Genomic DNA, 13814 nt, shown 5'->3' on the forward strand with positions numbered 1-13814 from the left:
GCTTTGTCTTGAATTCGGGAGGAATGAACCTATGATTACTGAGATTAATAAACATGAATTCCATAAAGTAAAACATCTCACGGACTGGTGTCAGAATATTGAAGTCAAAGCGGTGGCGTATGGCTTGAACCCGGGACGGATCTATGTAGATGATGCAGAGAATATAACAGCAGCACTAATTTGGATACATGGACAATCTGGTTTTCAGTTGATCGGAGACTCTCGAAGTGAACCCTTTCTCAATGAATTGAAAGAGTACATGCGGGAACGTATTGAACCTGAGTTATTGAACTTACATATTCATGCTGTGGAAATTGGTGTGGTGGACGAAGCCTGGGAAGATGTTCTTCAGCACATCTCCGGGAAAAGAGAGATCTCCAGTGATATTCAGCATGTATTCAAATTGAATCCAAATCCGATAAGTTATCAAGTAACTCTCGACGTATGTGCTTCTCAGGACGAGGAAGTCAGAATTCTCAGAATAGAACAAGTACTATTAGGAGAGAAAAGGTATAAAAATTCCTCTTTTCTGAAGGATAAAATCTCTCACTTCTGGACGACAATAGATGATTTTTTACAACATGGCTTTGGCTACATTGCAGTGCATAACGATGATATCGCGAGTGTTTGCTTTTCGGCATTCACTGCAGATCAGACACATGCGGTTGATATTGAAACGGTTGAAGTATACAGAAGAAGAAATTATGGTGCGATGGTGGCAAAAGCTTTTGTAGAAGAATGCGGACGTGTAGGTATACATCCGTATTGGGATTGTTCACCGGACAATGCGGGCTCAATTCGTCTGGCACAGGGTGTGGGCATGTCACTGGATTTTAACTATAGAGTCTACTGGTATGACCTATTCACGTAGATGGGTATGAAGGAGGATGTGCTGTGAGCGAATCGTTACAGGATCAGATTCACTTTCTCATTGAGATTGATAAACTCAAAACGATTGAACGAAAGACGAAGATTATCCATGGTGAGAGATTTGAAAATGATGCGGAGCATTCCTGGCATCTGGCGATGATGGCCTTGGTTTTGCAGAGTCACGCCAACAAGGATGTGGATATCCTCAAAGTCATTAAGATGCTTCTCGTTCATGATCTGGTTGAGATCGATGCCGGTGATACTTTTGCCTACGATTCGGTGGGGAATACGGATAAATATGATCGTGAACTCAAAGCGGCTTATCGGCTGTTTGGTATGTTGCCTAAGGAACAGGCTGAAGAACTACTCCAGTTATGGTTAGAGTTTGAAGCAAAGCAGACGCCTGAAGCACAATTTGCCTCATCTCTTGATCGGTTGCAGCCTCTTATCCACAATCATCAGAATGAGGGAGATACGTGGCAGAAATATAACATTACAAGTGAACAGGTGTTAAACAGAAACCGTGAGATTGCAAACGGTTCCGAAACATTGTGGGAGTATGCGCAGCAGCTTATTCAGAAATCCGTGGATCAGGGAATCTTGACCAAATCATAAGGGTACGTTTCACGTATGCACTTTGAAGATGGGGGAGAAGCATGTATGAGATATATCATGGAGCTAAGAAAATTGGTAGGCCCGCGTCCTCTAATCATGGCGGGCTCATGTGTACTCGTGTTCAATGAGGAAGGTCACCTTCTGCTGCAAAAACGTACAGATAGCTTGGATTGGATGATGAAGAGCTGCTCCGATATTTTAATCTGAACCAGCCAATATTTGAGATTAATCCGTTTACGAAAGATACTGACAACGAAAGAAGTTGAGCTCGTTGTCTAAACGGTCGGTTACGTAGACAAGGCTCGGAAATTCACCGTGTATAACTTCTTACAGTATTGGTGTACTGCCGCAAGTGAAGAGCGGTCCAGTTATCTCTTCGGTGCAGACTATGCCACCCATAGTGGCTTGCCCTAAGTTCACTATTCCTGTTTTTAAGGAGCTTTACATCTACTCATCCGTAAATGTAACTGGGAAACTAGGAGGAAACTTGCCTTCCCCAAAGAATTATTCCTTATTCACTCTAAGACCATGATCGTTGGAAAAACACGTTTACCTTGGTCCTTATCATAGAGAACATACTGCAATGAAGTTGCATGTAGCTTTACAGGATCGAAACATGCAGCCGTTTAAAGTTAAGGAAAAGGTGGGGTGAAAATATTTATTTGTTATTTTTATTGATTGAAAATACTGTCAATTGGATCGGTTAGATCGGTTTAAACATGATAAGCATCCTTTGTGGTTCGGCTTCGTGATCATGTTTGATATTGAAAAAGCCAAGTGCACAACAACATCGAGTTGTCTAAGACTCTTCTGTCATCCGCGATATGATATCTCTCAACTGGACATACCGCAGTTCTGTTCGAAGAAGCTCCACCGTGTGGTCATCTTTGGTGATTTCGAGGGAAGGAAATCTCGTAGTTACAGATTTAATGTGAGTGACAGGTGAATCAATTGCTAACATCTACAAAGCACGCTAGCAAATAGAAGTCTTCTATCGCTGGATCAAGTAGCTTTTAGTAATCCCGACCTTTGCACACCAGAAATTACCGTTCATGGACAACTATTCTTTACAATGATCGTGTTTGTGCTGCTAAAATAGCTATTTGATCAGGCTGAGCCATTGTCACGTCATGTGAAACTTTTGTTTGTTTGATTTACTAGCTTGCTTTTACTGGGGAGATTACCGATTAAATGGGGATGCACATCAAAAGCATGCTTTATGTGGAATATAAATCTATTTAAATTACAAATTTCGGTTATTGAATAGACCTGAAGACAAAGGTTATTTTGTAAATATAAAAAGCATTCCCATGATATTAGGAATGCCGTAAAATGAGTCTTAAATTATTTAACATCTCCAGTTGACAAAACTGGTTTTTCACTTCCTTCCCAGGGGAGATGTCCGAAAAAATCCTCCAAATCCCTGTTCAATGCAATCATATCTTCGATAGTTTTAGGATTGTTGGTTTCGATAATTGTGTTTAGGTTCTCTAAGTGCAGATCAATTTTATTAAGGATTTCTTCAACTACTTCATTTAATCCAGTCTTGCTGTCATCCCAAAATTTTGTAATTGCATCGGAATAGGAACTAATTACGTTTTCCTTCTCCAATGTTTTAACTACCACTTTAGCAAGTCTTTTTTTCCACCCATCCCCGAAGAGAGAAGATGCAATAGCAAACACTCCCAATGCTAATGCGATACCAATAGTGATTGGACCACCGATCATTGCTACGAAAGAAGCCGCTGCTGCAGTGCCGCCTACTGAAATTCCTAATGCGCTGAGTAAGCTGACTCCTTTTGCCACAAGAATATAGCCGCCAAGATTGCCTACAGTAGCCGCCCATAATCCTAAACCACCAAGTATACTTGCCCCAGCAATTCCACCCGCGAGTGCACCTTTAAAATCAAATGGAATTTGGACGTTACCGACAGTTATCTTACTTAATGAGTTTACTTTCTTCTCAACATCCTCAAAAAATTGAGTCAACATCGTGTTGAATTCTGAAACACTACCTTTTAGTATCTCTTGCATTTTCGCATAATAGAGATCAGATATGTTAGAAAGAAGATACTCTTTAGCTTGTTTTTTATCGTATTTTTTCTCATTAATTAAGTCCACAATAAACTTTTCGGTTATGTTTTCCTTTTCCCAGAGTTTTATTTCAAGTATGTTGTTTTCATGAGATTTATCAATGAAAGAGATGAGTTGGTTTCGAAGAGAATTAATTTCGTCGAATTTATGAGGTTTTTCTCTGACAGCTTTCTCATACTCTTTTTTGGAGTTTTCACGGTCTCGTAAAATGGTCTCATATTTTTGTATTTCATTTGAAAATAAGGTGCGAGATTCTTTTTTGAAATCCTCTATAGCTCTATTTAATCTTGCTTTTTGAATAGTCGGCAATGAATTTACAAGCAATTCTCTAAATGTATTTTCAAATTTCTCTCGGAGAACTGGAGTGTCAAGAGAGTATGGGAAAAATCTTGTCGTAAATATCTCAACAAATGTTCTTTTATCAATATTGAAAATTTGTTTTATTAACTCGTCTGAGAGTTGCTCCGAAAATGCCATAGATCTGGTTTCTATTACTTGCGCTATCTTTTCAGGACCTACAATATGTGCCTGAGATGCAATCACAAATAGGTTTGAAAGTAATGGTACTTCTTTCGTATTAATGATTGGCAAAGTTCGGATTACGTCTTTTAAGAATAATATATCAGAGTGCTTATTCAAGAAACTGTTGCTCTGACATAGGAACAGAACAATATCTGCCTCATCTTTAGCTCTTTGTGCTTTAAGCGTATCGTCCATTTCTTCAGTTCCAAAGCCTGGAAGATCAACAATATCGCAAGACAGTAAGATATTCGAATCTAAATAAACGACTGCAGAATCCACGTCTTTATGAGATTTGTCTGAGGTTCTATTGCAGTATTTTTCTAAGATATTATAGTTCCCAATGTGTAGAATATGTTCCCTACAATACTCCATGTCGTGAATTTTTCTGGAGTTCCAGCCTTTGTCATGAGCTTCCGCTTTGAAAATACTAGCATTATTTTCACCCATCCAGGCTGGTTTATCATCAATATGTTTTACGTAGACTGTTGATGAGGTTGTTGGTGTCCATTGTGATAACAATGCATCGATACCTGTTAGGCTATTGATCATCGTACTTTTTCCTGCATCAGATGGACCAAGTAAAGCTACGAGAGGTTTTGCACCATAAATGTTGACTATTTCATCTAATTCGGAGATCTTATTTATTGCAGTTCGACATTCAGAATTTTTACTAAATTCCTCCATTTTTGGAGCTATGTAATATTTTAAGGCTTCTTTCTTCAAGGCTTCTTCTGCATACACGTTAGGGATATCAAGAGCCTTTGGTTGTTCTAGCTTAAAGTTACTTAAAACATCGTTTGGTAGCATACGTACTACACTGCATAGATCCATAAAGAATTCGAGGGACATGTTTCCAGGGTTGCTTTCCATTCTGGAAATGTAATCTTGTCCACATTGTAGAGCAGAAGCAAGTTCAACTTGGGTATAACCTAATTTTTCTCTAAGAGCTTTTAGATCAAAATCCTTCATTTTAGGCACGCCTTTCAATTGGTAATTTTATGAACAAGATATTTATACCACACCAATCAATAAATGTAAATATTGGATATGCGAAATTGCATATTAATATTGAAGAGAGCTAAGAATATTAAAACTGAGTAGAGAGCGGAGGGGAGCTTTAATAGAAGATTTTTATTGAAGCAAGTCCTCAGTGGTGAACGAACTTAGGAATTATTATGGCTCAAAACCATAATTAGTGGTTGATTACGATCTGATCTTTAATCGCTTTTAATATCACAGTCAAATACAGTCCCAGAGTCATAAAATGATTTGGATCTGTCAACCGCTATTTTTAGATTGAGTCATTACATATGGTCTGGGAGATTTTTTCGTTTTTCAACCAATAAGCACGCTAAGCGACTCTCACATCTACCCAAAAAGTTAACTGAGGAAAAATATGCTAGAATAGGGAGTGAACATTTAAAAGGGTCAAATAGGAGGAATAACAATGATGATTACGATATTTCTAATGTTGATTAATGTGTTGTTGTACGGACTGGGTATATATGCACTGATCCTGTTTATTAAACTTGCCCGACGCGGGATTCAGGCACTGGATATCTACCTGTATGAGAAACGCGGAGAACGTTTCTAACGTTCAGCAACTCATACTCGAACAGAATTATCATTTTTCTCTCAGTGTTTTATCTTTTCTATTCTTGTATGATTAACGCATCATTAGAGTAAAGAGAGGTTAATAACATGGAGGCTTTTTTAGAGCAAATTAATGAGTTAAACGAGCTTCAGAAAGACTTGGTTAGCCTGCATCCTTTGTTTGCAGAACATTATCCAGTGATTGTAGCCTATGAAGCTTTATTATATATCTATGATTATTCGTTCAAAACGCAGCAATATGAGTGGGTGAAGACAGTACCGGACGATTTATATATTCCAGATGAATGCCTTGCCGCAATGCCGGTGCATCATATGGACGGAAGAATGTGTGCGATTGTAACGGATGCAGCGTTCAAAGATCTGGAGCAGAAAGTCTATCTATTCCATGAATATGTTCATTGCTATGTATATGAGAAATATGATGAACGGATCGTGAACCGTCTTCAGATTAAGCACAAAATGGACCAACTGAAGCGCGTGACATGGGAACTGGATTATGAATTTCCGTATGAAGATGAAATCGTTGTGGAGCGGATTAACTCATTGTTGTCTGCTTTGAAGAGTAAAGACCTAACGGAAGTGCAAACAGCTAGAAAGGCGTTGTTCCGTGCATTAAATGAAGAACAAGCCGAGTACTGGAGCTGGCTGGAGTGGAACGAAGGTTACGCAAGGTATGTTGAGAATCTGATTCGGGCAAAATTTGGACAGGAAAGTAACCATTTTGGAGATACTGCTCCGTTCAATCGTCTGGTATTCTATGAGTGTGGCTCGGAATATATTAGCCTGCTCGCGAAGGAACAGCCGGAGTATCATACGGAGCTAGAGCAGCTGTTTGACCGCATGCAAGTGGAGAGAATTCAGGGATAATCACGCATCTACGGTGAAAAAAGGTGGAACCTAGCGAAGTCTCACTATTCGCGAGATCTGTACGTTGCACCAGTAAGTTATATCGTTTCTTTTTCTAAGTATAGTAGAATACTTCCCGATAAAAGGAGATTAACTCTATGCCGTTACCTATGGTTCATCTCAATATTGCTAATCGAATTGCAGAATCTCTGCAAATGCAGTCTGATCGAGGTTCATTCTATCTGGGGAATATCGCCCCAGATTCCATACATATGCGTGAAGGCACAACCAGAGAGGATAAGGAATACACCCATTTCAACCCGAAAGATGATGGAGATTACGTTGGCGGACTGAACGAACTCTACTCATCCTATATGCAACAACTCACCGATGAAGGATGGAAGTGGTTTGTGCGAGGATACTTTATGCATGTGCTGACAGACTATTACTGGTTCCGAAGTGTGCATCCTGAATTCGTCGAACGGGTCAACAAGGCAGACCAACATAGAGGCATTAGCAGATCGAAAGATGAACTGGCGCGTTTATATTACCAGGAGACGGACCAGATCGATTTTAATTTCTATCAAGGTTCAAGTTGGAGTGAAGAAGTGTGGCAGGTGCTCAACAGTTCACCAGGCTATGTCATGACGGATCGTTTAACTGCTGATGAGATTATTCGCTGGCGGGACCACACGTTTTCTTTTCTAAATGGGGAAGAACCGGGAATTACTCCTGAGTTCATTACGGGTGAGAGGGTTCAAGCATTTGTGGAAGAGACTGTTGAGCGACTGATCTCTATGTTGTCTTCATGGGACCCGGAGTTACGTAACTGGATATGACTACAGAAAGTTAGTGCAGTTGTGCCATTAGATACTGTATTTATTACTTCTCTATTCATTAATTGTCTATTCATTACGAAGTCAGGGAGGCAAGAGGTATGGTGAAATATGGAGGTTGGTTGATGGTACTCGTCATTGCTACGTTCATTACAGGATGTAGTCAACCGAATGAATCGGACTCGGAAGAAGGGCTTCCTGTGCTGATCACTTTAACCTGTAATCCAAACCTCACTTTGGAACCATGCCAAGATGTTGAGTTTGATCGATCTGACGAGATTCGGATCATGATGGAGGCCATACATAAGGCTGAGCGTTTGCCGGGGAATCTGAATTATGGTACACAGTACATGATGAGTATAAAGAATGTAGACGGCTCGGTTACCAAGTATGATTTTTCATTAGGAATGGATCCCAAGATGCAGGGCCTCTTAGTAAACCAGGAAGACACGTCTACCGGTTATAGTATATCCCTTGAGGATGCTAACCAATTAAGAAGATTGATCCAGCGACGTACAGATTAAGAAGGTATATGGAACGGAGAAGAACCTGTGGATGACAAAATTATCATTGAACCTTTGACGCGAACGGATGCGGAGGCAGCGTGTCAGGTGTTTGAGACAACGATCCCCGCAGCATTCGAACAGGAGGGCATAGGCTCGCTACTGGATGATATCCAGCATGAAATAGCACATAAGAGAGCATTAATTCACACTGCATTGCAGCCAGATCATAACAAGGAAGCAAATGTATTTTTCCTCGTGGCCAAAATGGACGATGTTATCGTAGGCACAATCTCATATGTACCTTGTGGTGCGGAGATTCGAGAATGCGCAGAGGGCCGACTGAACAAGATCGGAGAACTGGGGAGCCTGTACGTGTTGTCCGATGTTCAAGGTCAGGGGATTGGTTCGGCGCTCATTCTTGCACTGGTTACCGAACTGCAGCGGCTGGGAATTCAGCAATTTTGCCTGGATAGCGGCTATCGAATCGCACAGCAGAAGTGGCAACACAAATTCGGTGAACCCTATGTCGTGGCGAAGAACTACTGGGGCGAAGGAACAGACCATATGGTTTGGTTGTGTAGAGTGCAGGATTTTGCTGATAAAATAAACAGATGTAAAAGATGACCACCTGCTTGGCAACAGGAGTCATCTTTTTTATTGCGTTCATCTTGGAGAATCCACCTTGTTACATGTGATCGTTCTTATTTCCTTATTTCGATGGCATTTCTTCTTCAGCGATCAATTCATATTTTTCAGTATAGGTACCTTTGGCGAGCACTTTTAAGAAGGTGCCTTGATTAAGTGTACTGCTGGTGGTAAATACTACTCGTTTAATTTCTCCGCTTTCGGTGATTCCTTGCAGCCTATATTTATATCTACCGTTATCATCTACAGGTTCATCTTGAAGCTTAACATATACATATTCCTCTTTAATCATTGGATTAAAACGATCAAATGGCTCACGCATGAAGAGATAGAGGCAAGCAATCATAACAATTACAACGAGACAAGAAATGAATATCCTTTTTTTCATCATTTTCTTCCTTTCTATAGAGCATTGGTGACGATGTTTTTGTAATACCGGATGGTAACGACGGTGAACACTAGATAGATAAGAACATATACTGCCATACTTATGAGGATTGGGGTTAGCATGCTTGCTGCAAGGAGTATAGAGCTTACCTTCAAGGCAAAAGCAGCATGGGTTAATCCGATACCCAGCGGAATTAAATAAACAAAGAGCTGTTTACGGATAATGCCTTTCATCATATCGCTTACTTGAAATCCGAGTTGTCGCAGTGTCCGATAATGGTTTTTTTCTTGTTCAGCCTCTGTCATTTGTTTGAAATACAAAATACTTCCCGTTGAAAGGATAAATACCAAGCCTAAAAATCCGGCAATAAAAATGAGCAGCCCGAAGTTTTGACGCGATCCCTCGTATGTGGAATAAAAGTCCCTGAGTAACAGGTCACTGTCTACACTCGTTCGAAAGATGTCCGAAGCGGTATCTGTTTTCTCACGATCTAATACGTTAAAAACCTCAAAATTCAAAAGTTGTTTGGATTCATCCTCCTGAATGCTGCTTCTCATTCTTTCGAAAGTTGCTTGAGAAACAAGTAATTGATAGCCATAGTTAATGTAATTCATCATATTGTTAAGCTTATACTTGGAGACGGTTAGTAGATTTGTTTCATCATTTGATGCGTATTGCACTTCTTTTGGAGATGAAATCTCCATTCCTTCTATAATGGCTCGCGAACTATGATAGATGGCTTCACCATCTTGGGGACGCTCAAGATCTACTCCAACCTGAGTCATCTGCTCTGCTGAGAAAAGCAAAAACGGTCTGTTACGATGGCTTGGTTTTGAATTCTGATTCTGATCCACCCATGCGCCATTAAATCGGATGGCATTCACTTGATAATGATCGAATTCAATCTGCGCATCTCTTAACTTATTTGATATCACAGCGGCTTCCTCCGGCATATTTTCCACTGCAAAATCAAAAGGCATCGCCAATCTTACATCCTTTTCGATGGAATAATATAAGGAATAGGAAAGAGAAATCATCGTAATCGTCATCGCAGACAATATCGTGATTAAGGTTAACGAATTGGCGTGACCTTTCATTCTGTGCATTAATGGTGCTACCGAAAGGCTATTAACCAAGCCGAGATTCCCATTTTGCTTTTTTCGATAAATATATAATATCCAGCTTATGGTTGTATGGAAGACTAAATAGGTTCCAAGTATGGTACTGACGAGAACGATTAACATCAGAAAAATGAGAGCATCTGCATTGTATCCAATAAAGGTAGACACATAATAACCAAATCCGATCAGACTTACGCCTGCTAAGCCTAAAATGCCTGAAACGATGCTTGGACGTTTGACAAAGGCCTCATTTTGATGAGTAGCCTGAAACAATTGCAGTAATGTACTGCGATACACCGTCCATATCATTTGTAAGGATGTAACCGCAATCAGGCAAGTAAACACAGCAATCGTTTGAATGAGTGCTTGGGTAGAGAAGGTTAAGCCAAACTTGGCATCAAGCCCTAACAGGTTTATTAACAGTAAGAGAAACAGTCGCGAGAGTAAAGTTCCAACTATCGTTCCGATCAATAAAGCACCTAGACCAAGAATCGTGTGCTCCAGGATCAGTACCCGAGCGACCCAAGCCTTGGACAAGCCAATTAACTGATACAATCCGATTTCTTGACTGCGCCTTCTAATAAAGATGTTTGTCGCATACATCGTAAACACAATCGTAATAAGAATGAGTAATATGCCTGCGATTTGAAAAGCCGTTGAGAAGTTCACGCTAGATTGAACCGTTTCAACAACGGTTTGATCATTTTGCAGGGTAGAAAAGATAAAATATAAACTTATGCTGAAAATCATCGCGAAAAAATAAAGATAATACATTTTGATGTTTTTCCGCATGCTGCGCATCACTAGTTTCCGTATGTTCATTTCGGGCTGCCCCCTCCAAGAACGGCCTGCATATCCAGAATGTCTTTGAAAAATGATTCTCTCGTTTTCTCTCCCCGGTACAATTCAGCAAATACTTTGCCATCCTTTAGAAAGACCACCCGGTTACAATAGCTAGACGCTAGCGGGTCATGAGTAACCATGACAATGGTGACTTGTCGTGACTGGTTGATCTCATGTAAATTCTCTAACAGATTGGAGGCTGCTTTGGAATCCAGGGCACCGGTAGGTTCATCCGCAAATACAAGCGAGGGCGAATGAATTAACGCTCGTGCCGCAGAGGTACGTTGCTTTTGGCCGCCTGAAATTTCAGTAGGATACTTATCAGCCAATTCATGAATGCCTAAAATCTCTGCAATCTCATTAAACTCATGTTCAGCTTCAATTTTGCTTATTTTTGTTAAAGACACAGGCAGCAAAATATTTTCTTTTACCGTTAACGTATCGAGCAAATTGTAATCTTGAAAGATAAAGCCCAAATGTTGACGACGAATATCGGAAAGCTGCCTATCCTTCATTTTAGAAATCTCGTGCTCATGTATAAAAATCTTGCCATCTGTGGCTCGGTCAATCGTCGCTAACGTATTGAGAAGAGTGGTTTTACCTGAGCCTGAAGGTCCCATAATTCCGACAAACTCACCCTCAGTCACTCGAAGATCAATTCCTTGTAACACCTGTTGAGCATTTCCCTTTGAACCATAAGATTTACGTACGCCCTCAGCATTTAAAACGGTTTTCGGTGTCATTTGATGTGTCATTCCATACACTCCAATCGAGTTGTTCTATATACAGTGTAGTTCTTTTAAACCTTCAGGTCGTAAGCTCTAGATGATAAAACAGGCTCGAATGTGATATTTTCGTCACATTGCAACGATAAAGCAGTCAGGCTTTATACATATCCTGACTGCTTTTATGATTACCCGGTTTATAGTAAAGTTCGTCTAAGCATTTCAAACGGATTATCACTCGTGAATACCATCGAAATAGATGTTCCTTCTCCAACAGCCGAATCAACTTCAAGTCGAACATGTAACTTCTTGCATATTTCTTTTGCAAGATAGAGTCCCATTCCAGTCGCTGAGTTCTGTATCCTCCCATTTTCACCCGTAAAGCCCTTATCAAATATGCGAGGCAGGTCATGTGCCTGAATGCCAGGTCCTTCATCTTTAATGATTACGATCACGGACTCATTTTCATGGAGACCCATGTGAATGAATAGTTTTCCATTGGTTGGACTGTACTTAATCGCATTCGTTAAAAGCTGTCTTATCACAAACCTGCACCACTTTTTGTCCGTGTACACGGCAGACACCGTATTCGCCGTCAAATCAATGGATATATTCTTTTCCATGCACCATGTGGATAGCTCACGAATCTCTTCTCTTAGCAAATCTTTCACTTCCAGCTTTTCGGGGAGTAAGTCGGAGTCCAAGTTGGCTAATCGCGAAATGTATAGCTGTTGATCAATTAATAAGTGCATTCTAAGCCAAGACGCATTTAACCTTTGAGCTAGCTCATTAGAACGATGAGCATCAATGGTTATCTTCATCGCTGTGAGGGGTGTTTTCATCTCATGAACCCATGAAGCAAGATCCGTATGTTCCATGAGTTGGGTAGACTGTTCCTCTCGCCGCTTGTTTTGATAATGTTGATGAATGTTTTGTAAAAGAGTATAAACCATTGGGGCAGGAAAAGAGCTGTGAGGTTTGGGCACATCTTCAAACCAGTCCTCTCCGACATCATCAGAAAGGGTGCGAAGGGATTTATAATAGGCGGTTTCCTTGTTATACCTCCAAATAAAGAAGCTCAAAGTGATAATTAGGAACAACGAATTTAGATAGATGAGAGAATGAGGCTCCACACGAATGCCAGCATCTAATTGTATTAAAGCATTGGTGAGCAGAAGTAGTAACCCAATCAAGACAATCCAACTTTTTTTATACATGAGATAAGCGATAAACAATGGGGAACCTCCTAAAGAGTAACGGCCATATACCCCAGACCTTTTTTAGTCACAATCCCATCAGCTAAGTTGAGACAGGAAAGCTTTTGACGTAATCTTGTGATGTTGGCTGTGAGCGTATTGTCATTAATGAATTGATCATCATCCCAGAGCATTTTCATCAGTTCATGACGTGAGATAATTTTATTATTGGATTTAACTAAAACCGATAGTATAAAAAATTCATTTTTTGTCAGGCCAATGGTTTGCCCATCCTTATGAATTTCACCGCTTTTTAAATCAAGAATCGCTTGATTCCACTCCAAGACATTGGAGGAAGCCTCTTCATATGTATAGGTTCGACGAAGAATAGCCTGTACCTTGGCGATCAGTACATCCATATGAAAAGGTTTAGGAACGTAATCGTCCGCCCCTAAGTTCATCGCCATCACCATATCCATCGGATGATCTCTTGATGAAAGAAAGATAATAGGAACTTTGGACACGGCACGTATTTCTCTACACCAATGAAAGCCGTCAAACTTGGGAAGCTGTATATCAATAATCACTAAGTGAGGTCGATGATCTACAAAGGAATCCATCACATGTGAAAAATCAGTAGGACTACTTACCTCATATGACCACTGATTTAATCCTTCTCTAAGCGCTTCCAAGAGGAGAGAGTCATCCTCAATAATAAAGATATTCATATTCAGACATATCCCCTCCTTCAGATGCCACTCCAGTATATCAACGGACAGTTCGAATTACCAGAACGACAACTTCGTACCCTACAGCATTCGATCAGGAAGGAATAGGCTCCTTTTGTGTGAAGTACAGGATTATATAGTAAACTGAAATGAACAAAAGAGATGACGACCTGAACTGTACAGGGACGAAAAGGCGGTAAAAGATGCACCTCAGCGAGTTTTGAGACACGCCCTAACGGAATCTTTCTGCATCGATCGTGGGCGA

Annotated in this window: 13 protein-coding genes; 7 read left to right on the forward strand and 6 right to left on the reverse strand. The window is 40.3% G+C overall.

Going from position 1 to position 13814, the window contains the following annotated elements; all coding sequences use genetic code 11:
- The first annotated feature begins 31 nt into the window (after positions 1-31).
- Positions 32-871: a GNAT family N-acetyltransferase gene (locus MHI06_RS08310; RefSeq protein WP_340401153.1), complete on the forward strand. Its 840-nt coding sequence runs from the start codon at positions 32-34 to the stop codon at positions 869-871.
- A 23-nt stretch (positions 872-894) separates the two neighbouring features.
- Positions 895-1485: an HD domain-containing protein gene (locus MHI06_RS08315; protein WP_340401154.1), complete on the forward strand. Its 591-nt coding sequence runs from the start codon at positions 895-897 to the stop codon at positions 1483-1485.
- Positions 1486-2829: 1344 nt separating this feature from the next.
- Here the strand turns inward: MHI06_RS08315 and MHI06_RS08320 are convergent.
- A complete protein-coding gene (locus MHI06_RS08320; RefSeq protein ID WP_340401155.1) occupies positions 2830-5070 on the reverse strand; it encodes a dynamin family protein in 2241 nt (746 codons plus the stop codon).
- A 478-nt stretch (positions 5071-5548) separates the two neighbouring features.
- Between MHI06_RS08320 and MHI06_RS08325 the strand changes: the two genes are divergently transcribed.
- From MHI06_RS08325 to MHI06_RS08345, 5 genes are all read left to right on the forward strand, one after another.
- Complete coding sequence (locus tag MHI06_RS08325) at positions 5549-5695, forward strand: hypothetical protein (protein ID WP_169478952.1); 147 nt, start codon at positions 5549-5551, stop codon at positions 5693-5695.
- 107 nt (positions 5696-5802) lie between these two features.
- Positions 5803-6582, forward strand: a complete 780-nt coding sequence (locus tag MHI06_RS08330) for a hypothetical protein (RefSeq protein ID WP_340401156.1) — start codon at positions 5803-5805, stop codon at positions 6580-6582.
- 137 nt (positions 6583-6719) lie between these two features.
- A complete protein-coding gene (locus tag MHI06_RS08335) occupies positions 6720-7400 on the forward strand; it encodes a zinc dependent phospholipase C family protein (protein ID WP_340401157.1) in 681 nt (226 codons plus the stop codon).
- 98 nt (positions 7401-7498) lie between these two features.
- Positions 7499-7921 carry a hypothetical protein gene (locus tag MHI06_RS08340; RefSeq protein ID WP_340401158.1) on the forward strand — a complete coding sequence of 141 codons (423 nt, stop codon included), beginning with the start codon at positions 7499-7501 and terminating at the stop codon, positions 7919-7921.
- A gap of 27 nt (positions 7922-7948) precedes the next feature.
- Positions 7949-8527, forward strand: coding sequence for a GNAT family N-acetyltransferase (locus tag MHI06_RS08345; RefSeq protein ID WP_340401159.1), 579 nt, complete (start codon positions 7949-7951; stop codon positions 8525-8527).
- Positions 8528-8612: 85 nt separating this feature from the next.
- Here MHI06_RS08345 and MHI06_RS08350 read toward each other — a convergent pair whose 3' ends face one another.
- From MHI06_RS08350 to MHI06_RS08370, 5 genes are all read right to left on the reverse strand, one after another.
- Positions 8613-8939, reverse strand: coding sequence for a YxeA family protein (locus tag MHI06_RS08350; RefSeq protein WP_340401160.1), 327 nt, complete (start codon positions 8937-8939; stop codon positions 8613-8615).
- Between the two features lie 11 nt (positions 8940-8950).
- Complete coding sequence (locus MHI06_RS08355) at positions 8951-10879, reverse strand: ABC transporter permease (protein WP_169478946.1); 1929 nt, start codon at positions 10877-10879, stop codon at positions 8951-8953.
- Complete coding sequence (locus tag MHI06_RS08360; protein WP_169478945.1) at positions 10876-11655, reverse strand: ABC transporter ATP-binding protein; 780 nt, start codon at positions 11653-11655, stop codon at positions 10876-10878. The genes MHI06_RS08355 and MHI06_RS08360 overlap by 4 nt, the downstream gene beginning before the upstream one ends.
- Positions 11656-11822: 167 nt before the next feature.
- A complete protein-coding gene (locus tag MHI06_RS08365) occupies positions 11823-12860 on the reverse strand; it encodes a sensor histidine kinase (protein WP_340401161.1) in 1038 nt (345 codons plus the stop codon).
- A gap of 11 nt (positions 12861-12871) precedes the next feature.
- A complete protein-coding gene (locus MHI06_RS08370; protein ID WP_340401162.1) occupies positions 12872-13549 on the reverse strand; it encodes a response regulator transcription factor in 678 nt (225 codons plus the stop codon).
- Positions 13550-13814: the final 265 nt, after the last annotated feature.

It is taken from the genome of Paenibacillus sp. FSL H8-0079 (assembly GCF_037991315.1).
Lineage (GTDB): Bacteria > Bacillota > Bacilli > Paenibacillales > Paenibacillaceae > Paenibacillus.